Annotated in this window: 22 protein-coding genes and 1 other RNA gene; 22 read left to right on the top strand and 1 reads right to left on the bottom strand. The window is 46.4% G+C overall.

What is annotated here, in order from left to right; all coding sequences use genetic code 11:
- From floA to rnpB, 21 genes are all read left to right on the top strand, one after another.
- A complete protein-coding gene (gene floA, locus MHH86_RS23510) occupies window positions 1-1,005 on the top strand; it encodes a flotillin-like protein FloA (protein WP_036683849.1) in 1,005 nt (334 codons plus the stop codon).
- A gap of 18 nt (window positions 1,006-1,023) precedes the next feature.
- Entirely contained in the window at window positions 1,024-1,602 is a 579-nt protein-coding gene (locus MHH86_RS23505) for a hypothetical protein (protein ID WP_076098529.1), read from the top strand.
- Window positions 1,603-1,774: 172 nt separating this feature from the next.
- The gene (gene yqfC, locus MHH86_RS23500; RefSeq protein ID WP_036683844.1) at window positions 1,775-2,068 is read left to right on the top strand and encodes a sporulation protein YqfC; all 294 of its coding nucleotides are present in this window, start codon (window positions 1,775-1,777) and stop codon (window positions 2,066-2,068) included.
- Window positions 2,065-3,246, top strand: coding sequence for a sporulation protein YqfD (gene yqfD / locus MHH86_RS23495; RefSeq protein ID WP_076146051.1), 1,182 nt, complete (start codon window positions 2,065-2,067; stop codon window positions 3,244-3,246). Before yqfC ends, yqfD begins: the two co-directional genes overlap by 4 nt.
- A 15-nt stretch (window positions 3,247-3,261) precedes the next feature.
- Window positions 3,262-4,233 carry a PhoH family protein gene (locus tag MHH86_RS23490; RefSeq protein ID WP_036683834.1) on the top strand — a complete coding sequence of 324 codons (972 nt, stop codon included), beginning with the start codon at window positions 3,262-3,264 and terminating at the stop codon, window positions 4,231-4,233.
- 14 nt (window positions 4,234-4,247) lie between these two features.
- On the top strand, window positions 4,248-6,503 hold the full coding sequence (locus MHH86_RS23485; protein WP_036683831.1) for an HDIG domain-containing metalloprotein: 2,256 nt from the start codon (window positions 4,248-4,250) through the stop codon (window positions 6,501-6,503).
- Window positions 6,500-6,997 carry an rRNA maturation RNase YbeY gene (gene ybeY / locus MHH86_RS23480; protein ID WP_036683829.1) on the top strand — a complete coding sequence of 166 codons (498 nt, stop codon included), beginning with the start codon at window positions 6,500-6,502 and terminating at the stop codon, window positions 6,995-6,997. Before MHH86_RS23485 ends, ybeY begins: the two co-directional genes overlap by 4 nt.
- Window positions 6,997-7,392, top strand: coding sequence for a diacylglycerol kinase family protein (locus tag MHH86_RS23475; protein ID WP_036683827.1), 396 nt, complete (start codon window positions 6,997-6,999; stop codon window positions 7,390-7,392). Before ybeY ends, MHH86_RS23475 begins: the two co-directional genes overlap by 1 nt.
- Window positions 7,393-7,697: 305 nt before the next feature.
- The gene (locus MHH86_RS23470) at window positions 7,698-8,117 is read left to right on the top strand and encodes a cytidine deaminase (RefSeq protein WP_076098532.1); all 420 of its coding nucleotides are present in this window, start codon (window positions 7,698-7,700) and stop codon (window positions 8,115-8,117) included.
- A gap of 674 nt (window positions 8,118-8,791) precedes the next feature.
- Entirely contained in the window at window positions 8,792-9,685 is an 894-nt protein-coding gene (gene era, locus MHH86_RS23465) for a GTPase Era (protein ID WP_036683823.1), read from the top strand.
- Window positions 9,686-9,798: 113 nt separating this feature from the next.
- On the top strand, window positions 9,799-9,942 hold the full coding sequence (locus MHH86_RS23460) for a YqzL family protein (RefSeq protein ID WP_076098533.1): 144 nt from the start codon (window positions 9,799-9,801) through the stop codon (window positions 9,940-9,942).
- A 36-nt stretch (window positions 9,943-9,978) separates the two neighbouring features.
- Window positions 9,979-10,734: a DNA repair protein RecO gene (recO, locus tag MHH86_RS23455; protein ID WP_036683821.1), complete on the top strand. Its 756-nt coding sequence runs from the start codon at window positions 9,979-9,981 to the stop codon at window positions 10,732-10,734.
- Between the two features lie 420 nt (window positions 10,735-11,154).
- Window positions 11,155-12,042 carry a glycine--tRNA ligase subunit alpha gene (gene glyQ, locus MHH86_RS23450; protein WP_036683820.1) on the top strand — a complete coding sequence of 296 codons (888 nt, stop codon included), beginning with the start codon at window positions 11,155-11,157 and terminating at the stop codon, window positions 12,040-12,042.
- Window positions 12,035-14,110, top strand: coding sequence for a glycine--tRNA ligase subunit beta (glyS, locus tag MHH86_RS23445; protein ID WP_038572893.1), 2,076 nt, complete (start codon window positions 12,035-12,037; stop codon window positions 14,108-14,110). The genes glyQ and glyS overlap by 8 nt, the downstream gene beginning before the upstream one ends.
- Before the next feature lie 162 nt (window positions 14,111-14,272).
- Window positions 14,273-14,746, top strand: a complete 474-nt coding sequence (locus tag MHH86_RS23440; RefSeq protein WP_036683807.1) for a DUF188 domain-containing protein — start codon at window positions 14,273-14,275, stop codon at window positions 14,744-14,746.
- A gap of 45 nt (window positions 14,747-14,791) precedes the next feature.
- Entirely contained in the window at window positions 14,792-16,612 is a 1,821-nt protein-coding gene (dnaG, locus tag MHH86_RS23435; RefSeq protein ID WP_036683805.1) for a DNA primase, read from the top strand.
- Between the two features lie 40 nt (window positions 16,613-16,652).
- A complete protein-coding gene (gene rpoD, locus MHH86_RS23430) occupies window positions 16,653-17,786 on the top strand; it encodes an RNA polymerase sigma factor RpoD (RefSeq protein ID WP_036683799.1) in 1,134 nt (377 codons plus the stop codon).
- A gap of 110 nt (window positions 17,787-17,896) precedes the next feature.
- Window positions 17,897-18,721, top strand: coding sequence for a hypothetical protein (locus tag MHH86_RS23425; protein WP_143767748.1), 825 nt, complete (start codon window positions 17,897-17,899; stop codon window positions 18,719-18,721).
- Between the two features lie 5 nt (window positions 18,722-18,726).
- A complete protein-coding gene (locus tag MHH86_RS23420; protein WP_036683946.1) occupies window positions 18,727-19,497 on the top strand; it encodes a class I SAM-dependent methyltransferase in 771 nt (256 codons plus the stop codon).
- Window positions 19,473-20,588 (top strand): Nif3-like dinuclear metal center hexameric protein, encoded by a 1,116-nt coding sequence (locus MHH86_RS23415; RefSeq protein WP_036683794.1) that lies wholly within the window; start codon window positions 19,473-19,475, stop codon window positions 20,586-20,588. Before MHH86_RS23420 ends, MHH86_RS23415 begins: the two co-directional genes overlap by 25 nt.
- A gap of 64 nt (window positions 20,589-20,652) precedes the next feature.
- Window positions 20,653-21,055, top strand: an RNA gene (rnpB, locus tag MHH86_RS23410) — RNase P RNA component class A.
- A 1,056-nt stretch (window positions 21,056-22,111) separates the two neighbouring features.
- On the opposite strand, the gene MHH86_RS23405 is transcribed toward rnpB, so the two are convergent.
- Window positions 22,112-23,332 carry a PLP-dependent aminotransferase family protein gene (locus tag MHH86_RS23405; protein WP_076146045.1) on the bottom strand — a complete coding sequence of 407 codons (1,221 nt, stop codon included), beginning with the start codon at window positions 23,330-23,332 and terminating at the stop codon, window positions 22,112-22,114.
- A gap of 93 nt (window positions 23,333-23,425) precedes the next feature.
- On the opposite strand from MHH86_RS23405, the gene MHH86_RS23400 reads away from it, so the two are divergent.
- Window positions 23,426-24,856 (top strand): PLP-dependent aminotransferase family protein, encoded by a 1,431-nt coding sequence (locus tag MHH86_RS23400; RefSeq protein WP_342479439.1) that lies wholly within the window; start codon window positions 23,426-23,428, stop codon window positions 24,854-24,856.
- Window positions 24,857-24,861: the final 5 nt, after the last annotated feature.

Below are 24,861 nucleotides of genomic sequence, written 5' to 3'. Positions count from 1 at the left end.
ATGGGTGAAGCATCTTTGATTCCTATTCTGTTTATCGCGGTAGTGGTGATTATTGTATTAAGCGTGTTTTTAAGTTTCTTCCCGGTTATGCTCTGGATTTCTGCATTAGCGTCGGGCGTTAGAATCAGTATTATTACACTGGTGGCGATGAGACTGCGTCGTGTAACCCCAAGTCGTATCGTTAACCCAATGATTAAAGCGACCAAGGCAGGTCTTGGACTGAACATTAATCAACTGGAGAGTCACTATCTCGCAGGTGGTAACGTAGACCGGGTGGTTAATGCGCTTATTGCAGCACAACGTGCAGATATTCCTCTGGAATTTACTCGCGCAGCAGCCATTGATCTTGCAGGACGTGATGTGCTGCAGGCTGTGCAAATGAGCGTTAACCCTCGTGTAATTGAGACACCGGTTGTTGCGGCTGTTGCTAAGAACGGGATTGAAGTTAAGGTAAAAGCGCGCGTAACTGTTCGTGCCAATATCGACCGTCTCGTGGGTGGTGCGGGTGAAGAAACGATTATTGCCCGTGTTGGTGAAGGGATTGTAACGACAGTAGGTTCGAGTGATTCCCACAAAGATGTCCTTGAGAACCCGGATTTGATTTCGCGGACGGTATTGTCCAAAGGTCTGGATTCAGGTACTGCTTTTGAGATCCTCTCCATTGATATTGCGGATATCGATGTAGGCAAGAACATCGGTGCTTATCTACAAACTGAGCAAGCAGAAGCGGACAAACGTATTGCCCAAGCCAAGGCGGAAGAACGCAGAGCGATGGCTGTCGCTCACGAGCAAGAGATGAAGGCACGCGTAGTAGAGATGAAGGCTCTTGTTGTAGAAGCTGAATCTCAGGTGCCTATGGCGATGGCTGAGGCGCTCAGAAATGGCCAAATCGGCGTGATGGATTATATGAATATCAAAAACATCGAGGCAGATACCCAAATGCGGGGATCTCTCGGCAAAATGAATGATCAGGACGACAATAACCGTCCTAACAATAATAAATAAAAGGGGATGTGAATCTCCATGAGCTGGATCTATATTATTGCGGTTATTATATTCGCGATCGTATCCAATGTGAATAAAGCAACTAAAAACAAGCCCAAAGGAGCTCCTCGCGGGGGGATGCCCACTTTTGGGGGCGGAGAGGATTCTCCGCTCCGCCGGGTAAAGCGCCCGGATATCGATGGAGGGCGCCAAGCGGAGTCTGGCAGTGGATTTCCTGCTCCTGTTAACACCTCTTCCCGGCAGTCGATGTCAGAGGATAACCGGGAGTATGATGCCTCTCCTGCCTTTCCAGAACCCGCGTATATACCAACTCCAGATTATTCTACTGGAGAAGGAATGTCTTTGGAGCATGCCGATGACGGAGTTGAATTACGCACACAAAGAATGCAAGAAGAGGTGCGGCGTCTTCAATCTGCTTTTGACGGGATAGCGGGTGCAGATTCCAAAAGGTCAAATAAGACTAAGAACACCAACTCACCCTCTGCGGCAGACCAGACACATGGAACAGGGAGTCGTGACGACCTGCGCAATGGTGTAGTCTGGGCAGAGATTCTGGGACCACCGCGTTCTCGTCAGCCGCATTCTACCCGAAGATAATATTTACGGATCATAGTAACAATAAAGCCTCAGTTTCCTATCTTTACGATAGGTTGCCGGGGCTTTTTTTGCTTTTTTCACACTAGAAGGGTCCTCCTTTGTTACTTCTTCTCATAAAAAAAAGCGTTGCCGCATAAGGTGTACAGAAGGCAGGAAGGGGGAACGTCTACTTATGACCCGTATTGGCCGCAGGCTGCGGGGATGGACAAACGGGGTACTGGATCTACCACAGGACTTATTACAGGAAATGCCCCGGATCACCCTGATCGGCAATAAGGAACTGCATATTGAGAACCATCGCGGCGTGCTGCATTTTTCCTCTGGTCAGCTTAAGCTCGCGTTAGCTAAAGGATCGCTTGAAATCACAGGCGAGGGACTTGTCATCCGAAATATTCTAGGCCAGGAATTGGCTGTAGAAGGCGTTATCGGGGAGATCAGATATAACGAAAGCGAGGAGAGATCATGAAGGAGCCACCTCTGTCATCACTGCGGGGGTTCGTTACACTGCATGTGACGGGACCTCAGGTGGAGCGATTTATTAATTTCATTTCTGAAGCAGGAATCATGATTTGGGATGTGAGGCCCGCTGAGGGCGGCGCTTCCCTTAAGCTGCTTCTGGATGATTTTTATGTCCTCCGGCCGATTTTAAAAAAGACAGGCTGTCGTATGCACGTTACCGGTAGAAGCGGACTTCCATTTCTTATGGCACGGCTGTGGAAAAGGAAATTTTTTGGCATAGGTATTTTAATGTTTGGAATTACACTTTTTATGTTATCTACGATGGTATGGAGTATTAGAGTCGAAGGAAATGAAAAGATTGCCTCTGAGGATATATTGGCTGCTGCTCGCCAGGAGGGGGTGTACCCTTTTCAGTGGATATGGCGTCTGGAGGAGCCGGACAAGCTCTCTAAGGGGCTGCTGGCCCATTTACCGGGTGTTTCTTGGATAGGGCTGCAACGGACGGGGACGAGCATCAAAATTCAGGTTGTAGAGGCTAAACAGCCCGACATCAAACCTTTGCTTAGCCAGCGCCATTTAATTAGCCGAACAGATGCGGTGGTAACAGAAATATATGCGGAGCAGGGCAGACCGGTAGTTGCGCGTAATTCGCGTGTGAAAAAAGGAGATATCCTGATTTCCGGTGCTCTTGGAGACGAAGAAAATGTAGAGTATGTGGTAGCCAAGGGTGAGGTTAAGGGCTTGGTTTGGCATGAGTACAATATCGAGGTCCCTCTTAAAACAACAAATAGCACCTATACTGGGGAGCGTAAGGATCGCACTTATCTTGTGTTGGGGAAATGGGCTATTCAGCTGTGGGGTTATGGCAAATCCGCCTTTGAGAATTCAAAGACGCTCACAGAGCATGATCCGCTGTCTTGGCGCTCTATTGAGCTGCCGCTGGGCCTGATGACTGAGAAAGAAATGGAGATCAATGAAACAAAGGATACGATAACTACAGAAGCCGGAGTTGCGAGGGGAATTGAGCGGGCGAAGAATGATATTTTAGCTCGATATGGTGTTGATAGCGTCATCAAAAGTCAAAAAGTTTTGCATGAGAAGAAAGAGAATGGTAAAGTTTATATGAAAGTGATCTTTGAAGTAGAAGAAAAAATTTCCGAAGAACTGCCAATAGTAAACAATTGAGGAGAATGAGGCTACTTGTCAGAACAGACTGCAAGCATTCGTATATCTTTGCAAAATGCGGGAGAAGCGCAATCGCTGTTTGGCCCGCAGGATGGATTCTTAAAAATCATCGAGAGTGAAATTCCCGCCATTATTGATTCGCGTGAAGCTGAGCTAACGATTCGTGGAGCTGAGCGGGAAGTAGACATGCTGGGGCAATTGTTTAATGTGCTACTGTCCCTCATTCGGAGCGGTTACATACTTACTGAACGTGATGTGCAGTACGCTGTGGAACTGGCGAAAGATTTTCGTGCTGATCAATTGCTCGATTTGTTCAAAGGAGAAATTACTACAACTTTTCGCGGAAAGCCTATCCGTGTCAAAACGGTCGGCCAGAAGCATTATGTGACAACGATCAAGAAGCGTGATATTGTATTCGGAATCGGTCCTGCAGGAACGGGGAAGACCTACTTGGCAGTGGTGCTTGCAGTTACGGCACTGAAAGAGGGTTCGGTTAAGCGTATTGTTCTTACGCGTCCCGCAGTAGAAGCAGGAGAGAGTCTAGGATTCCTTCCAGGGGATTTGCAAGAAAAGGTAGATCCATATCTGCGTCCGCTTTATGATGCGTTATACGACGTTATGGGACCCGATCAGGTGGCTAAGGCGCTTGAACGGGGATTGATTGAGATTGCTCCGCTGGCTTATATGCGCGGACGTACACTGGATGATTCATTTATCATCCTGGATGAAGCACAGAATACCACACCTGAGCAAATGAAAATGTTCCTGACTCGACTCGGCTTCGGGTCCAAAATGGTGATTACAGGTGACGTTACCCAGATTGACCTGCCCCGCGGCAAGAAATCCGGTTTGATTGAAGCTAAAGCGATTTTATCCGGCATAGAAGAACTTGGCTTTGTCTACTTCGCGGAACAGGATGTTGTACGGCATTCCCTGGTGCAGAAAATTATCGTTGCCTATGACCGCTCTGCCGAAAACCTCCAATAAAGGGGATTGTCTTCATGGCTTCAAAGCAACCATCTAAATTAAGCGGATTTGTATATACGAACAACGGATGGAAGTATAGCGCAGTGACACGCTATGCTCTTTTCCTGTTACTCGGACTAGTGTTCTACTTCAGCTTGTCGCCAGAATTGCTACCTAAGAAATATGATATTAAAGAGAATACTTACAGTGCAAAGGAAATAACGGCACCGAAACAAATTAAGGACACCAAAGCTACGTTAAAGGCGGCTGAGGAAGCGGCTGAAAGCGTATCTCCCAAGTACAAAATTATCCCGATGAGGGCGGACAACCTTGTGACCTCACTGCTGGACCGGATAGATCGCCTCAATCAGGATGATCTGATTTCGCAAAGCGATAAGACGGGGATTTATCGTGATGAGATTCCGCAGAGAGCCAGCGACTTCATCTTGAATTTCGTAGCTTCCAATCGAGGCAGCGCTACTTATTCAGATCACCTTCTGGATGAAATGCAATCTGTCATCAAAGAGCAGACCTATGTCATTCCGGAAGAGACTTACATTAAGATTCCGCGCCTGACCTCTCAGGACATTATCGAGATGAAGCCTGTCGCCCGAGATATTGTAACTAGGCTGATGAATGATCAGATTACGGATGCGCAGACTGCTCGCGCCAAGGTAGCGGAACAGGTCAGTATTAGTTCTCTAAGCCAGCGTACAGCGCGTGAGGTTGTTCAGGAGCTTGTACGTCTTGTGATCACAAGTAACAAGTTCTACGATGAGGATGCTACCAAGGAAGCGAAGGTACAAGCCCGGGAGAACACACCTGATGTGTTCATCGAGCAAGGGGACACGCTTGTTGCTAAGGGGCAGCTAATTACTCCAGAGCTCTACACTCTTTTGGATGAGAATGGTCTACTAAGCAATGAGGTGAATTACTGGCCCCAATTAGGCCTATTGATACTCTCTGCGATGCTTTCCGTCGGTTTGCTTGCGTTCATTCGTTATTCTGGCGGTACCTCAGGCTTTAAGTACAACAATTCTCAGCTATTGATGCTGGTGCTTGTATTTGTTATAACTATTATCTCTATGCGGTTGGCCGCTGTTTTGCAGACCGATGTCCGATCTTATATCGGATTCCTGGCACCGGTGGCGATTGGCGCAATGTTAATTGCAATGCTTCTGGACATGCCTTTGGCCTATTTCTGCTCCATTCTATTCAGTGTACTGGCAAGTGTTATTTTGAATGTGCAGCAGAACTCAATCTTTGATTTTAACTTTGGTTTCTTTGCCATTGTGGTTTCTTACGTGGCTATCTTTGCGACTCACCGTGCGGGTCAACGCTCCACGCTCCTTAAAGGCGGGATTATGGTATCGCTTTTTGGCTGTCTGACAGTCTTTATGCAGATACTGCTAGGTGGAGGGGCATGGAAAGAGGTAGGTACCTTGTATTCGGTTGGTTTTGCTTTTGCAGGGGGGCTATTGACGGCTGTGCTTGTGATTGGGCTAATGCCTTTCTTCGAAGCAACCTTTGGTATTCTATCAGCATTGAAGCTGGTAGAATTGTCTAATCCAAACCACCCGCTGCTGCGCAAGCTGCTTACCGAAACCCCGGGAACCTATCACCATAGTGTAATGGTAGGTAACCTGTCGGAGGCTGCCGCGGAAGCAATTGGAGCAGATGGCTTATTATGCCGGGTAGGATCGTATTATCATGATATTGGCAAAACAAAACGTCCGTTTTATTTTATCGAGAATCAGAATAATATGGAAAACCCACATGACTCTATTGAACCGAAGCTTAGTAAATCTATCATCGTTGCCCACGCCCGTGACGGGGTGGAAATGCAACGAGAATATAAGCTGCCAAAACCAATCCGTGACATTGCGGAGCAGCATCATGGAACAACGTTCCTGCATTATTTTTACCATAAGGCACTGAAGCTGGCTGAAGAAAAAGGTGTCGAGGCTGATTTTACCGAGGAAGATTTCCGTTATCCTGGACCGAAAGCCCAGTCGAAGGAAGCAGCCGTTGTGGGGATTGCCGACAGTGTCGAGGCTGCAGTGAGATCATTGCGTAAGCCAACTGTTCTGCAGGTGGAAACGATGATTGAGAAGATTATTAAAAGTCGACTGGATGATCATCAGTTTGACGAATGTGATTTGACGATTAAAGAATTGGATATTATTGCACGGACTCTGAAGGAGACGGTTATGGGAATTTTCCATTCACGGATCGAATATCCAGAAGATGTGCGTAAGCCGAAAAAAGAGGAAGGGGCACCTAACCCATGAGTTTGGAGATCGTTTGGGATAACGAGCAAGAAGAATACGAGATAAAGGACGATCTCATTACGCTGCTGGAGAGCATTTTGCAAAAAGCAGGTGAAGCGGAAGGGATCGATCGGGGCGAGGTAGCTCTTACTTTTGTCGATAACGCTCGTATACATGAGTTGAATTTAGAATATCGGGGAATTGACCGTCCGACGGACGTGCTTTCTTTTGCTATGAATGAAAGCGGAGAGGACGAGCTGGACATTATATACGAGGTAGAGGAAGGCGAGGCGCTGGAAGATGTCCCAGACGTACTTGGGGATATAATCATTTCCGTAACTCGTGCGCAGGAGCAGGCGCTGGAATACGGTCATTCACTGGAACGAGAGCTTGGTTTTCTTTTTGTTCACGGATTTCTGCATTTGTTAGGATATGATCATCAGGATGAAGCCTCAGAAGCAGAAATGATGTCCAAGCAAGAAAAAGTACTATCTCAGGTTGGGTTGACGCGCTAATGGTGAAGAACACGGCGGTAGGGCACAAGAAGTTCTGGCACTCTTTTCGGTTTGCATCGCAAGGCTTAGTGTCGGCATTCAAATCCGAGCTTAACATGAAGGTGCATTGCTGTTTAGCGGTGGTTGTGCTAGTTGCCGCTGCCGTGTTCAGACTTCCGCTGGCCAGTTGGATGTTGCTGCTGTTCTCGATCACGCTTGTCCTAACTGCCGAACTGCTCAATACGGCAATTGAAGCGACGGTTGATCTGATCTCGCCAGAGATTCATCCACTGGCTAAGAGAGCAAAAGATACCGCCGCAGGAGCTGTGCTTCTCACGGCGGTGTTTGCTGTCTTAGTCGGGATCTATGTTTTTTACCAGCCTGTGATGGACTGGATTAGCGGACTTATGTCATAATCAGGATACAAAATCAATTCAGGGGAGAGGCGGACCCGCGTTTTGCGATTCCGCCTCTTTCGTTACTGAATAATTTTGAAGTGAGTTATGTACCCGAATATATCTCATGAAGTACGCTGATAAAATTTAGTGCATGCTGAGAAAATAACGATAAACGAAACTAATTAGATGCTTACGAAGTGAGTTTTGTCGAAGTAATAACAGGAAGTAACGATAAACAAAACAGAGCGTATGCTTACGAAGTGAGTTTTGTGCGAAGAAAAATCAACGAAGTCAATACTCACAAAACTTTAGGAGGACAAAATATGGATTCTACTCTTCTTATGCAAGAGGCGATTAAAGCACGAGCTAAAGCTTACATTCCATATTCCCGATTCGGAGTGGGAGCTGCCCTTCTTGATCAGGATGGTCATATTCACCACGGCTGTAATGTGGAAAATGCTGCTTTTGGCCCAACCAACTGTGCGGAACGGACAGCATTATTCCGTGCGATTGCGGATGGACATGCTGTTGGTTCTTTTAAAGCAATTGCCGTAGTAGCTGACTCTGACGGCCCCGTTTCACCTTGCGGTGTGTGCCGGCAAGTAATGATTGAGTTGTGTTCACCGGATATGAAGGTTATTCTTGGAAACATGAAGGGTGATGTCGTTGAGACTACGGTGGGAGAATTGCTTCCAGGCGCTTTTGGTCCCGTAGATCTAAAGCAAGGACAAGCTTCAGAATAAAATGAGGTTTTGATTTAATGCCTGTGCCCGTATAAAGGCAAATTAGGCATAGTTAGACGAAGGTTGCTACTTTAATTGCACAATGTACAGTTAAATTGCTACTCTTTCCCACAAAAATGAATTTAGTTGCAGATAGTACAATTAAATTTATGATAAAGTCCATATTAGGCTCTTAAGACAGGATTTAATTGCACAGAATACAACTAAAGCACCAAAACATAAACTCAAACTAAAATTAGTTGTACAAAATACAATTAAAAGTGTTCTAGTTCTACCAAGTTAGGCTAAACTGGTGCAAACTATGTGTTATTAGAGTAATATTACGAGGTAAGCGCCGCGGCAAAAGCCGCCAGCGATTCTTTGCCCATCGTAACTTGAAACCCTGCCTGTAAGCTGCATCTCAGTAATTTTTCTCCATGGAGAGCTTAATGCGAACCGTGTTAATAAGCGACAGTGAAGCGTGTCCCCAACAGGGGACAAAAGCGCTCATGCACAACCGTCCCTCTAATCCCGTCGAACGTTGCAGGTACGCCTATTTTCGGGTGTCCAGAGGGTCGGGGCCCTTGGGGTCCCCCTTGGCTGAGGGAGATTCAGGGGGAGCGAAAAAGCTTTTAAAAAAAGATTGAATGATTGAAAAAGATTGAACTAGAAGGTAAGTATGGAAGGAAGATAATATGAAATTCAAATCAGGCTTTGTCGCAATTATCGGCAGACCAAACGTAGGTAAATCAACACTCATGAATCAGGTCATTGGCCAGAAGATTGCCATCATGTCGGATAAGCCACAGACAACCAGAAACAAAATTCATGGTGTTTACACAACAAACACTTCACAAATCGTATTCCTGGACACACCGGGGATTCATAAAAGACAGTCCAAGCTAGGCGACTACATGAACCAGACTGCAATGAGTACACTGGGTGAAGTAGAAGCTGTGTTATTCCTTGTGGATGCGTCAGAGGGCTTGGGCGGTGGAGACCGTTACATTGCCGAGCAATTAAATGGTCTGAAGACACCGGTGATTCTGGTGCTCAACAAGATCGATAAAATAGAGCCGGAAGCTCTGCTCCCGCTTATGGCTCAATATAACAAGCTGCATGATTTTGCCGAAATTATTCCGATTTCTGCGAAGATGGGCAGCAATGTTAATACGCTGTTAGAGCAGGTTGCCAAGTACTTGCCGGAAGGCCCTCAGTATTATCCGGAAGATCAAATCACGGATCACCCCGAGCAATTTGTCTGCGCGGAATTAATCCGGGAGAAAATTCTGCATTTGACTCGTGAAGAAGTGCCGCACTCTATTGCTGTAGCCATCGAAGATATGAAGGTTGAGCCTAATGGAGTGGTGCATGTTTCAGCTGTTATTTTTGTTGAGCGTGATTCGCAAAAGGGAATTATTATCGGCAAGCAAGGGGCAATGCTGAAAGAGGTCGGCAGACGGGCTCGGACAGATATTGAGAACCTGCTGGGTTCGAAGATTTTTCTGGAGCTATGGGTAAAAGTGAAAAAAGATTGGCGCAATCAGGACCGCGTTCTGCGGGATTTGGGCTTCCATAAAGACCTTTAAGTTAATTCCGTTATTCCTCGTTTGGTAGGAATTGCAAGGATAGAACCTGCTCCATCGCACCATCCTAATTCTTGATAAGAGACATCGTCTTTCCCAAGAAAGGATGAATACGAATGCGAAACTTTTCGTGGAAGTATTTTGCAATGACAGGAGACGTCGATGCTTACCTGCTGTATAAGGAAGCTGGCCATCCGCTTGAAGATAGTGGATTACAGCTAGTGGAGGAAGAGAAGGCCTGTGATGAAGAAGCGCAATAAGGACTGGTTGCTTGCCGAATGGTTGGGGGAAGAGGCATGCTACACAGGGTGGAAGGGATCGTCATCCGCAGCATGGACTACGGCGAGGGGAACGCAATTATTACGCTTTGCACCGAGAACGCGGGAAAAGTAGGGGTTCTGGTGCGTGGCGCAAAGAAGGTCAAAAGCCGCCATGCTGCATTGATCCAACTGTTCACCGTTGGGGAATTTGTTTTTTTTAGAAATAATGGAGGACTTGGGACACTGAATTCTGGCGAAATTACGAAGTCTCACCATCCGCTGCGTGAGGATTTGATCAAAGCTGCTTATGCGTCTTATGCGTGTGAACTGCTTGATCGTGTTCTGCATGATGAGGAAACGGGAAGCTTCTGGTTTCGCCAGCTTACGGCCTGTCTTAATGCACTTGAAGAGGACAAGGAACCCGGCGTTATCATAAATGTCTTTGAAATGAAAATCTTACAGGCAGCCGGTTATGGTCCTGAATTCGATTCTTGTGTAATTTGTGGTGCCGAGAAGCCGGATGATCAACTGCTGGTCAGCCCTCGCCTTGGAGGAGCACTGTGCCGCAGTTGTAAACATAATGACCCTCCAGCCATGGAGGTCTCTGCTCGTGCGTTGAAGCTGCTGCGATTATTCGCCAGACTTGACCTAACTAGACTAGGCAATGTGGATGTAAAGGAAAGCAGCCGGGATGAGCTGAAAAAAATTATGCGGGCCTTTATGGATGTACAACTCGGATTAAAGCTGAAGTCACAAAGTTTCCTAGACCAGCTCGACAAGTACAAGATTTGACGAAAGCTGATTTTTCCGTTACTATAGGATCAGTTTATTATATGATCGTCGTTATGCTCCAATTGGGGAGAGGCGTGCATTGATCGGGAAAGTAGTGGACTGTATTGTCGTTATTCAGCGAGCTGGGGGCAGTGGAAGCCTGGCGGGACAACGTTCATGAACATGGCACCCGGGAGTACGGATGCGGCGAATGAAAGTGGATTTCGTTCTTGTCTTGGCAGCAAACTTGCTCATACAAGGTATGAAATCAAGTAGGGTGGAACCGCGGGAGAATAAGTTAAGCTCTCGTCCCTATGTCTGTTAATCAGGCATGGGGGCGGGGGCTTTTTGTTGCTGTCAGGAGCTAAAAGTGCCGCCTCCATGGTAGAAAGTTTTAGGCAAGCTGTTGTAAAAAACTTGTAAAGCGAAGGAGACGGTATTATGAACTTCCAGCAGATGATTTTGACACTGCAACAGTTCTGGGCTGAACAGAACTGTATCATCGTACAGCCTTATGACACAGAAAAAGGCGCCGGCACGATGAACCCTATGACTTTTTTACGCTCGCTAGGTCCTGAGCCTTGGAGAGTGGCTTACGTAGAGCCTTCACGTCGTCCCTCCGATGGTCGTTATGGAGAGAACCCGAACCGTCTGTATCAGCATCACCAATTCCAAGTAATCATCAAACCCTCACCAGATAACATTCAAGAGATCTATTTGGATAGCTTGAAAGCACTCGGTATTGATCCGCTCTTGCATGACATCCGTTTTGTAGAGGATAACTGGGAGAATCCGTCACTGGGCTGTGCAGGTCTGGGATGGGAAGTATGGCTGGACGGTATGGAGATCACTCAATTTACTTACTTCCAGCAGGTAGGTGGCATCGAAGCGAACCCTGTTGCTGTAGAAATCACTTACGGTATGGAGCGCTTAGCCTCTTACATTCAGGATAAAGAAAATGTGTTCGATCTTGAATGGGTAAGCGGTATGACTTATGGTGATGTTTTTCATCAGCCGGAGTTTGAGCATTCTACCTACACTTTTGAAGTATCGGATGTAAAAATGTTATTCTCGCTGTTCAACATGTATGAAGAGGAAGCGCGTAGAGCGATGGAGAAGCATCTTGTGTTCCCAGCCTACGATTATGTGTTGAAATGCTCACATAGCTTTAATCTACTCGATGCACGTGGAGCAATTAGTGTAACTGAACGGACTGGATTTATTACCCGAGTGCGTAATCTTGCCCGCTCCGTAGCGGCAACATATCTTGAGGAACGCGAGAAGCTTGGCTTCCCGCTGCTGAAGAAAGAAGGTGCTGACCGTGTCTAAAGATATCCTGTTTGAGATCGGTCTGGAGGAAATTCCTGCACGTTTTATCCGTGCTGCGATGGAACAGCTGCAGGATAGAATGTCCAAGTGGTTGGATTCTGCACGTATAAACCATGCTGGAGTTACTGCATATGCTACGCCGCGTCGTCTCGCTGTATTTGTTAAGGATGCGGCTGAGAAGCAAGAGGATATTAGTGAAGAGGTCAAAGGACCTTCACGCAAAATCGCGCTGGATGCTAACGGCGACTGGAGTAAAGCTGCACTAGGATTTGCCCGCAGTCAGGGTGTATCTCCAGAGCAATTTACGTTTAAAGAGCTAGCTGGCGTGGAATATATTTATGCCACAAAAAATAGTGCGGGTGTAGAGACTGCTTCTTTGCTCACAGAAGGACTTCTGGGTATTGTAAATGCGATGACTTTCCCGAAAAACATGCGCTGGGGAGCTTACGATTTTAAATTCGTTCGTCCGATTCGCTGGATGGTTGCTCTTTTTGGTAAAGAGATCATTGATTTGGAGATTACGGATGTAAAAGCGGGTAATGTGAGCCGTGGACATCGTTTTCTGGGTACAGAGACTGTAATCTCGGAGCCTGCACAATATGTGGAGAGCATGCGTGCGCAGCATGTACTTGTGGATGTGAAGGAACGGGAAACGCTTATCCTGGATCAAATCAACAAATTGGCTGAAGAGAAAAGCTGGACGATTGCGATTAAAGAAGATCTTTTGGAAGAAGTACTGTTCTTGGTAGAAACACCAACCGTGCTCTTTGGAACCTTTGATCCATCTTTCTTAGAGATTCCTCAGGATGTGCTGATTACCTCGATGCGTGAGCATCAGCGTTATTTCCCTGTTTTTGATGCAGCTGGCAAGCTACTGCCATTCTTTGTAACTGTACGAAACGGGAATGCAGAATCCTTGGATGTTATCGCTAAGGGAAATGAAAAAGTGCTTCGTGCTCGTCTATCAGATGCCAAATTCTTCTATCAAGAAGATCAAAAGATGAAGATTGACGATGCGTTAGCCAAGCTTGAGAACATTGTTTACCATGAAGATTTGGGAAGCGTAGGGGATAAGGTGCGCCGTATTCGCCAAATCTCTGATCGTCTGGCTGTGAAGCTTGGACTGTCAGCTACTGCTGTGTCCGAAGTAAGTCGCACTGCGGATATTTGTAAATTTGACCTTGTCACACAAATGGTTTATGAATTTCCTGAGCTGCAAGGAACAATGGGTGAAGATTATGCACGTAAAGCAGGCGAGCCTGAGACTGTGGCAAAAGCGATCTTCGAGCATTATCAGCCACGATTTGCAGGAGATGCTGTACCTTCAACAGAAGCGGGTTCAGTAGTCAGCATAGCAGACAAAATTGATACGATTGTTGGCTGCTTCTCCATCGGCATCATCCCGACAGGATCTCAGGATCCATATGCGCTGCGCCGTCAGGCTGCAGGAATTGTTCAAATTGTGCTTGAGCATAAATTGCCAATTACGCTGCGTGAAATTTTTGAAGCGGCGATTGAAATTCATGAAAATTCAGGAAATACGAAACATTCTGGAGATGAACTACGTATAAACCTGTACGAGTTCTTCGGTCTGCGTGTAAAACGTCTTTTATCTGACAATGTACGCTATGATGTTGTGGACGCTGTTACAGCGGCTGGTTTTGACGACGTAGTAGATGTTGTGGGCAGAAGTCGTGCTCTTATGGCTGCTGTGTCCGACCAAGCAGATTTCAAGATTACCGTGGATTCGCTTACTCGTGTCAGTAATTTGGCAAGTAAAGCAACTAGTGAAGTGATTGATCCTGCTTTACTTAAAGAAGATGCCGAAATGCAGCTTTTCAATACATGGCAGGAGCTTCACACACCTTACCTTGAAGCTATGGCGGCAAAAAATGCCGAAGAAGCACTTCGGATTCTTTCGGGTCTAAAAGACGCCGTTACAACATTTTTTGATTCCGTTATGGTTATGGCTGAGGACGAGCAAGTGCGTGCTAACCGTTTGGCTCTGCTTGCTGGTATTGATGCTGACTCCAAGTCGTTCGCTGATTTCGCGAAGCTTGTCTGGTAATTTTAATCAAGAAAATTTGAATCTTATGGTATAGAATGTTGGTTTGGGGTATAAATATACGGAACGGTGCCAATGCGTCATTTGACATCCGTTCCGTATTTATGCTTAGAAAGAAGGATTTCTTGCGGAGAGGGCGTATATATATTACACGGGAAATTGGTGATGATCATGGAGAAGTCCCAGTCTAGAACGATAGTGGTGGATGGGGATGCTTGTCCGGTCAAAAAAGAGATCGCTGAGGTAGGTCGCACCTTTGGTGTTCCGGTACTTATGGTATCTTCTTATGACCATGCACTGAAAGCTGAAGAGGGTGTAACGGTTGTGCAGGTGGATCGAGGAGATCAGAGTGCCGATCTATATATTGCCAATCATATTACTGCAGGAGATGTGGTACTGACTCAAGATTATGGTCTTGCGGCACTTGCACTAGGTAAACGATGCAGTGTGCTTTCATTTCGTGGTCAGGAATACGACAATTCCAAGATGGATTTTATGTTGGAGGGAAGACATGCCAGGGCCGTGGAACGAAGACGGGGACATTATTCCAAGGGTCCAAAACCCATAACGGCAGAAGAAAAAACTTATTTTCAACATAAACTGACAAAACTTTTAATACTTTTGCAGGAGAATGTGTAGCAATAGCGAATTATATTTATTTGTTAAGAGATGAAGGTGGTTGAAGTGGCTAGCGGACACGGCAATATTCCGGAAGAGGTTATCGAAAGCGTGCTTGCGCGTCATGATATAGTCGATACAGTCGGTAAGGTTGTTCATTTGTCCAAGCAGGGGAAATATTTATGGGGCCTCTGCCCGTTCCATTCGGAGAAAACCCCTTCCTTTACTGTTACCCCCGACCGGGGAGTATTTCATTGCTTTGGCTGCGGTATGGGTGGAAATGCCATCAAATTTAGGATGGAAATCGAAGGATTAACCTTCCCCGAAGCTGTCAGAATAATGGCTGAAGAAAGTGATATTCCCGTTCCAGAAGGTAAGGGAGGTATGATGTCTCCCCCTGATCCGGAACGCGACCGGTTGATTCAAGCTTATGAATGGTCGGCAAAGTTCTATCATTACTTGCTGAAGAATACGGAACACGGCAAAGCCGCTATGGACTATTTAAGAGGCCGGAACTTCAGTGATAAAATGATTGACCAGTTTCAGATCGGATATGCTCCGGACCGCTGGGATACTTTGCTGCAGTTTTTGGAGAAACGAAATTTTGACCTTGCGGAAATGGAGAAAGGCGGACTTCTGTCAGCCCGCGGTGAGGGCAAAGGCTATTTGGATCGTTTCCGTGGCCGGATTATTTTTCCGATTGCCAACCGTACAGGCAAGGTAATCGCATTCGCCGGAAGAATACTTGGAGAGGGTCAACCTAAGTATTTAAATTCTCCGGAGAGTAGATTGTTTAACAAAAGCCGGATATTGTACAATTTGCACCAGTCCAAAGCATCCATTCGCAAAACTCGACAAATCGTCCTGTTTGAAGGATACGGAGATGTCATCTCATCCTGGGAAGCGGGTGTGCATAACGGCGTAGCAACGATGGGAACGTCCTTGACGGAGGGTCATGTGGCACTTATGAAGAGCCTGGCTGATGAAATTATACTGTCTTACGACGGTGACCGGGCGGGACAAGCAGCAGCCATGAAGGCCATTCCGATGCTTGAAGGCAGCGGCCTGCGTGTAAAGATCGCCTTACTGCCAAGCGGGGTAGATCCGGATGAATTTATCTCCAAGCATGGAGGAGAAAGATTTAAAGATCAGGTTATTGATTCAGCAGTTTCATCCATAAAATTTAAGCTTATATATCTGAAAAAAAACCATATACTCCTAGAGGAAGATGGCAAAATCGCCTATGTCAAGGAAGCCTTAGAAGTTATTGCTTCACTGCATTCCTCAACAGAGCGAGAGGTTTATCTGAAGGAAATCGCTGCTGAACTCGAACTTTCATATGATAGTTTGAAGCAGGATTGTAATTTACTTAGGGCATCGATGCAAAAAAACATCCCTGAAGGGGATAATAACGACAAAAGGTGGAATAATGGTAGGCATAAAAAAGGGCAGGTGCAGACACCGACCTTACTACCCGCTTATCATGTCGCGGAACGGCGTCTATTGTCCTTTATGATTCAGGACCCGGAAGCCGCCACGTATGTGGGCGAACGCCTCGGAGAAGATTTCAACATCGTTGATCATGCGGCAATTGCTGCTTATCTATATGCCTATTACGCGCAAGGCAAACCACCCGGCATTAGTCGGTTTCTATCATCACTTCAGGATGATCGTCTGGAGAAAACTGCGACATCAATATCCATGATGGATACCCCTCCGGACTGGAATATGCAGGTTCTAGATGATTGTATTCGTGAAGTGCGGAAATACCCACTGCAACGCAAAATGGAACAGAAGCGTGAAGAGATGATTCAGGCTGAAAAGTCAGGTGACTTTTTGCGTGCGGCACAAATAGCAAGTGAGATTATAGCCCTAGAGAGACAATGACATGTTGACAGGATGTACCTAGGGAGGAGGGAGTCGAATTATGGCGAACGATCAGCATACTGAATTGGAAGCAGAATTTACTTTGGATCAGGTGAAGGATCAGCTCATTGAGCAAGGTAAGAAAAGATCATCATTAAATTACAAAGATATTATGGAGAAATTATCGCCGTTTGATCAAGACCCCGAGCAAATGGAGGAGTTCTACGAGCAACTCAGTGATTTGGGAATTGAGGTTGTAAACGAGAACGATGAAGAGGTTAACAGCCTCCGACCAAGTGAGGATAATGAGGATAAAGACAGCGATGATTTCAGCTTTGATGACGATCTGTCACTGCCACCAGGGATCAAGATTAATGACCCTGTCCGTATGTATCTAAAAGAAATCGGACGCGTTCCTTTGTTGTCGGCTGACGATGAAGTTGAGCTTGCTATGCGGATTAAGAATGGCGATGAAGAAGCTAAACGCCGTCTTGCAGAAGCGAACCTGCGTCTCGTAGTAAGTATCGCGAAACGTTATGTCGGACGCGGTATGCTGTTCCTGGATCTGATTCAGGAAGGTAATATGGGTCTGATCAAAGCAGTAGAGAAATTTGACCATAATAAGGGATTCAAATTTAGTACGTATGCTACTTGGTGGATTCGCCAGGCCATCACTCGTGCGATTGCGGATCAGGCGCGTACCATTCGTATTCCTGTACACATGGTGGAAACGATCAACAAGCTGATTCGGGTTTCTCGCCAATTGCTGCAAGAACTGGGACGCGAACCTTCCCCAGAGGAAATTGCGGCTGAGATGGAACTGACGGTTGAGAAAGTTAGAGAGATCATGAAGATTGCCCAAGAACCTGTATCCTTGGAAACACCAATTGGTGAAGAAGATGACTCTCATCTGGGAGATTTCATTGAGGATCAGGAAGCATTGGCTCCTGCGGATGCAGCGGCTTATGAACTCCTGAAGGAACAACTGGAGGATGTGCTGGACACGCTCACGGAGCGTGAAGAGAATGTACTTCGCCTGCGTTTTGGCCTTGATGATGGACGGACAAGAACGCTTGAAGAAGTCGGCAAGGTGTTTGGTGTTACCCGGGAACGGATTCGCCAGATCGAAGCCAAAGCATTGCGCAAACTTCGTCACCCTAGCCGCAGTAAACGGCTTAAGGATTTCCTTGAATAGTATTTCATGAACTGGACCTTCTGCTGCTCAGTGGCAGGAGGTTCTTTTATTTGAATTTACGCTGGTAAAAAATGTGTTGACCTTGTGTATCTGGAAAGAAGGATGAACCAGTGAATTTGGAAAAACGCGACATCATTATAAAAGAGATTCAGTATTGGAGAAAAAGCCGGTTGCTGCCAGAGCAGTATTGCGATTTCTTAACCAATCTGTATGACGATGAGGATGCGAATAAGGATAACAATCCAATTTCGCTGAGAAATTTACAGCAGGGAAGCATCAAAATTTGGCTGTTTTCTTTTGGAATTATTTCCTTGATTTTCTTGATTAGTCTTTATTTTAGCGTTTTTCCTTGGCCTTTGCAACTTGCAACCGCACTATCTGTATTAATTATTTGTTATGGATACTCCGCCGTTTATAAGGACCGGAACAATGTTATCAGTCTTATCCTAGCGGGGCTGGGCAGTGTTTTAACGCTTGGTTTTGGGCTATGGCTGATTGATTTGCATGATCTGGATCCTCAGCTCTGGAGGCCTATTCTAATTGGGTGCTGCGGCTTTTTATGGTGTATTTTGGGATTTTTACTCCGGATAGGTTTGTTGCAGTACTGTGGTTTTGCTTTTTGGGCATTACTGTATGCAGGGTTCTTCGGTGGAAGAAGCCCGGAGGCCTCTATATTTGAACTGGAGTTCCTATGGCTGCCATTGTGTGTGCTGATGGTATGGTTAAGCTGGCTTTTGCATCATAAGGTAAGCGGTGTTGCCAGTGTTTATTTTGCAGTGGGAGTATCGCTTTGGATCATGCCAGAACTTGACGCTCTTTTATTAAGACAGGATTATCCGCAGTGGATTTCATTGATGCTGATCCTAAAGATTGCAGCAGGGTTAGCTTTGTTGTTTGGGTTTCGAAAAAAATGGATAACGTGGGTGGCAACATGAACAATGTGAAATTATCAGATCGGCTTCAGCAATTGCTGGAGCAAATTCCGCAAGGAAGCAGATTAGCAGATATCGGTTCCGATCATGCCTTGCTTCCTGTGGCCGCTGTCGAAAGCGGTAAGGCTGTGTTTGCAATTGCAGGTGAAGTAAACCCGGGTCCCTTTGATGCTGCTTGTAAGGGCGTTGCAGAGGCTGGACTAGGGAAGGTGATCTCGGTGCGCCGAGGAGACGGCCTTGAGGTTCTGGAACCTGGTGAAGTCAATTGTATCACGATTGCTGGCATGGGAGGCGCATTAATTGCCGCGATTCTGGACCGGGGTCAAAGCCAAGGTAAGCTAAAGGATGTTACAACCCTTTTGCTTCAGCCGAATGTAGGCGAGGATATTTTGCGCCGCTGGTTATTAAATAATAAATGGGTACTCGTAGCTGAGAGAATTTTGGAAGAAGACGGGAAGTTATATGAAGTATTGACGGCTGTACCAGAAAATACGGACGCTGGAATTACAAATGAAAGTGTATATCGTGACTTAACCCTGGGGGATTCCACTAAGGTCCTTGGGCAAGAGGCCTTGCTGCAAATGGGACCATGGCTGCTTCAAGCGCCAAATGCTGTGTTTTTTGCTAAGTGGCAGGGTGAGATTCAGAAATTGGAAGGCATTTTAACATCGTTGTCACGTTCAGAACTAGAATCTGCTGAGAATAAACGGAAACAGATTCAAGGTCAGATCAGGGAAATTACGGAGGTGCTACAATGTTTGCCAAGGGACAAACAGTAATTCAGTATATGGAGCAACTGGCTCCTAAGCATTTAGCTGAGGATTGGGACAAAATTGGCCTTCAACTGGGCACGCTGCAAAAAGAAATAACTAATGTATTAGTTGCTTTAGATGTGAATGATGAGGTAGTTGAAGAAGCGATTCGTCTAGGCTGCAATTTGATTATTGCGCATCATGCGATTATTTTCCGTCCATTGCAAGGAATCCAGACAGACACACCGACGGGCAAAATGTATGAAAAATTAATCAAGAATGACATTGCGGTGTACATCAGCCACACGAATCTGGATGTTACCGAGGGTGGAATGAATGATTGGATGGCTGAAGCTCTTGGCATAGAAAACGGAGTACCCATCAAAGACATTCATTCAGAGCAATTATCAAAGCTGGTAGTATTTGTGCCGAAGGATCATCATCAGAAGGTTCTGGATGCTATTCTGAATGCTGGAGCCGGTGCAATTGGCAACTATAGTCATTGCAGCTTCAATATCGAGGGATACGGTACTTTTATTCCAGGAGAAGGCACGGATCCTTATATCGGGGAAAAAGGTAAGATGGAACGTGCCGAGGAAATTCGTATTGAGACGATCGTCCCGCACTCCATCCGCAATAAAGTGGTGCAGGCTATGCTTAAGGCCCATCCTTATGAAGAGGTTGCCTATGATTTGTATTCAATGGATCTTAAAGGCCGCAGCTTAGGACTTGGGCGGGTAGGAAAGCTCAAAGAGCCTACAACCCTTGGACAATTCGTGGAGACGGTAAAAAAAGGTCTGAAGGTAGACCATGTACGGGTTGTTGGTGATTTGGACCGTCCGATTCGTAAAGCCGCTGTTCTCGGTGGCTCGGGTGGAAAGTATTATAACAGTGCTATTTTCCGTGGTGCGGACGTCCTGGTTACTGGGGATCTGGATTATCATACAGTTCAGGATGCTGCGCTCGCCGGAATCACTCTGATTGATCCGGGACATAATGCGGAGAAGATCATGAAAGAGAAAGTAGCGGAGTGGATGGCTGGAAAACTGGCCGAGCATAAGTATGATACAGCTGTACATGCTTCCCAGGTGAATACGGAGCCATTTAAGTTCCTATAAAATTGCCATTTAATAATGCTTGTGCCAGACATGTGATGTCTGTATAATATATAATGTTGTTCGGAAAGTTTGACAGACAATCGCCGGTGACGTGAAGACGTCACGGGAGGAAAGTCCGGGCTCCATAAGGCAGGATGCTGGATAACGTCCAGTCGGCGCGAGCTGAAGGATAGTGCCACAGAAATGGACCGCCGATGGCCGCCTTAGGGCGGCACAGGCAAGGATGGAACCGAGGTGTAAGAGACCCCGAGGAACGCTGGTGACTTCGTTCCTGGTAAACCCCATCTGGAGCAAGACCTAATGAGACGCAGCTGAATAAGCAGCCTTAGCCTGAGGCGCGTCTAGGTTGGTCGCTGGAGCTGTGCAGTAATGTATGGCCTAGATAGATGATTGTCGCTTATGGTGGGAGGGTAGTTCCCGATCGAACCACGACGAGCACAGAACCCGGCTTACGGCAAACTTTCCTAACTGCAACATTATAATAACAACACCATACAAACGGCGACGTATCCCGGTAACCTGGCTACGCCGCCTTTTTTGTTGCAAACAAATGCGGATAAGGCAAATATATAAAGCAGTGAATGCGTGAAAATGCAGGTGTTTAGTAACGTGATATGCCAGAAATTGGATTTTTTAAAAGAATTGCTAGCGGCAGATGGGCTGATGACTGGTGGTTGATGAGCTGATGAGCTGATATGCTAACGGACCGAGATGCAGCTATTTGTGTATTTTATGCCTGTTTGGAGGAGTTTCGGACTGGAGAGCCGTTATTCGGCATAAACAGGGTGGATATCGGGCGTTTTGAATCCAATAGTGACTATGGAGTCCGATAGCAAACCAAATGAGCGGAATTGATGCAAATAAGAGCGCTGGGGTCCGATACGAACCTCCAGAACTCCAGAACTCCAGAACTCCAGAACTCCATAGTTACTTTGACGCCAGAATTAGATTAGTAGCTAGCAAACTGTAACAATGCGGAGCTTGGCTAATCTTCTGCGGGAAGATTGGAGTTAGTAGCAAAATATCAATTGTAACCTCTGGCTGTAACTTCGCTGGTGAAATCGGAGTTAGTTAAGTGGTAGATGTGTTGAGTAACTAGAGGATAATTGGTGATGCGGAAAGCGAAATGTGGGGAATTGGAGTTATGATGTGCAAAGGGTAGAAACGCGAATGTGAAAATGCGAAATGAGATGTGCAGAAACGCGAATGTGAAAATGCAAAACGAGCTGTGCAGAAACGCCGAATGTGAAAATACGAAATGAGCTGTACAGAGACGCTGAAATGTGGAAATCAGAAATGAGCTGTGTAGACACACAAATGTGGAATTGCGAAATGAGATTTGCAAAAACGCTAAAAGTAGAAATGCGAAAATTTGATTTGCAGAAATGCGTAAAGGTAACATTCTGCAAATGCGCAAAAGTGAAGACGCAGAAATCTGCTCACAAAAAATGGCTTCTCCGTCCAATAAAGGATGGAGAAGCCGTTTTAATTAGCTATCGTGGCTATTGATTATGAGCAGTTATTCACGACCGAACGATGTTTTGATTTTGCTGCCATTGAACCAATGCTTTCTCTAGACGTTGAACAGCAGCAGGAATTAGTTCGGGTGGCGTATGCGTGAAGTTAAGGCGCATTTTGCTTTTGTGAGGCTCCGCTGAATAGAATACCTCTCCTGGAACAAACGCTACTCCGTTTTCCACTGCCAGCGGGAGTAATTCCTTAGTGTTAATCTCTTCGGAAAGTGTAAGCCATAGGAACATGCCGCCACTTGGTTCAAGGAAATATGCTCCTTCCCAGTTATGTGATCTGAGCTCCGCGGACAGGAGCTTCATACGCGAATGATACTCTCTTGAGATGAGGCGGATATGCTGCTCAATATCAAAATGCAACAGCAGCTCATCTAAAGCACGCTGGTCGATGGTGCTGGAATGCAGATCGGCTGCTTGCTTCGCCTTGGCGATGGTCTTGATTAGTTCGGAATCGCCGATAATCCAACCCGTGCGCAGGGCAGGGGCGACGATTTTGGAGAAGGTCCCTGTGTAGACTACACAATAATCCCCGCCGAAGCTTCTATCGATGGAGGCTAGTGAGGGGGGATATAGAGTTTTATCTTCATCAAAGGTTATTTCTCCATAGGGATTGTCCTCTAGAATAAGAACACCGTAACGGCGGCAGATTTCAACCACCTGCTCGCGGCGCTCTTTGCTCCAGGTTGCTCCAGACGGATTGTTGAAGGTCGGAACTGCGTAGAGCAGTTTTGGCTGATGTACCCGAATCTGCTCCTCCAATTGATCTGGCAGAATGCCATGTTCGTCGTTTGGTATCGTATGAATAGCAGCCCGGTAAGAACCGAGTACCTGTAGTGCTGCCAGATAGGTGGGCGCTTCCACAAAAACTGCATCGCCGGGATCCAGCAATATTTTGCATAACAGATCTATAGCTTGCTGTGAGCCTGTAGTCAGCACCATCTCAGAGGATGTAACCGGGATGCCTTGCCGGGTAAGTCTTTCAGCGATTTTGTCACGTAGTGGAGTAAAACCCTCGGTTAGCCCATATTGAAGCGCTGAGGTATCGCTGGAGAGCACACGATTATAGGCATCGCGTACGGCCTCCAAGGGAAACAAATCCTCCCCAGGCAGCCCGCCTGCAAGTGAAATGATGTCATTGCCCTGTGTAACTTTTAGAATCTCCCGAACTGCTGATGACCCTAGATGATTGGCTGCCGTTGAGTATTTGATATCCATAAATTAGTTCTCCACCTTTCGATTTGATGCTATCATAATAGGAGCGCTGTATAACAGTAAAGCGTTGAATATAACAGTGGAGGTGAAGGGTTCATGCATATCGATTTGAATCGCAGCGGCAGCAAAACTCTGCCCCATCAAATCAGTGAAACCCTCAGTCAGCGGATCTCATCAGGACTGCTTCAGCAAGGTGTCCGGCTGCCCTCCGTTAGAAGTCTAGCTATAACATTAAACGTGAGTCAGGTTACAGTAAGCAAGGCTTACGATATGCTTGAGAGACGAGGACTTATTTACTGCAGACAGGGTAAAGGCTGCTTTGTAGCCGATCCAACCCATAATAGACGTCAAGAAGAGGGTTGCTGGCAGGATTTGTATGATGATTATTTGCCGCGGGCTCAGCTTTGGCGGAATTTTGATGTTTCGGAAGTGAAATATCCCTTTCATTTAGCCGCCATCCACAGTGAGCTGCTGCCACTTCAAGATATTGGTGACACCTACGCGTCCTTGGTCAAAGAGCAACCGGAGCTTATGGCAACCTACGGGAATTTTCAGGGAGATCTTGAGCTGCGGAATGTCATGAGAGAACATTTGAAATCGCGTGGGATTTCGCTAACTTCTTCCGATTTGATGATAACCAGCGGGACCCAGCAAGGCATTGATCTGGTGGCTCGTACATTTGTTGGTCCTGGAGATACAGTCTATCTTGAGGCGCCTAGCTATACTGGTGCTATTGATGTATTTGCGGGACGAGGTGCAGAGATGATTTTTGTACCTACGGATAGTGAAGGGATGCGGGTGGATGTTCTTACAAAAATGTGTGATCAAAGACCCCCAAAGCTAATTTATACCATCCCTACTTTTCAAAATCCAAGCGGCGTAACTATGAGCATCACAGGAAGGCAACGACTGCTGGAATTAGCGCGCAGCTACCGTTGCCTCATTGTTGAGGATGACCCATTTAGTGATTTATATTTCCATGCACCTCCACCTAGGGCGATTAAATCAATGGATCCCGATGGACATGTAGTCTATATGAAAAGCTTTAGCAAAGTACTTGCTCCTGGTTGCCGAATCGCCTGTGTAGCAGCAGAAGGAAATATTCTGTCCCGGCTGATCGCCGCTAAATCTGCGAGTGACCTAGGAAGTCCCTTGCTGACACAGAAGGCCGTATTACCCTTCATCGCTGAAAAATACGACGCCTACGCAGCACAGCTACGAATTACACTGCGTGGTCGTATGGAAAAGGCGGCGAAGCTTCTGAAGCTGTACGCGCCGCCTGGAGTGAACTATATGCTACCAGAGGGAGGACTTAATCTCTGGCTGGAGCTGCCCCCTTCTCCTGATATCGCAAGCCTGCATGACTTGGCGGAACAGGAGAGCATTTCTTTTTTACCCGGTGATGTCTGTTACTCTGCGGAAACGCCTTCCCGCCACATCCGTCTTTGCTATTCTCAAATGAAGGAACCGGAGATGGAGGAAGGGTTGCAGCGGTTTCTTCACTTACTTGGCCGGTTTTTGCAATGACACAG

This window comes from Paenibacillus sp. FSL F4-0097 (assembly GCF_038593125.1).
Taxonomy (GTDB): domain Bacteria; phylum Bacillota; class Bacilli; order Paenibacillales; family Paenibacillaceae; genus Paenibacillus_AQ; species Paenibacillus_AQ odorifer.
Note: the sequence above shows the minus strand (reverse complement) of the source record. Positions and strands in the feature narration are given on the sequence as shown.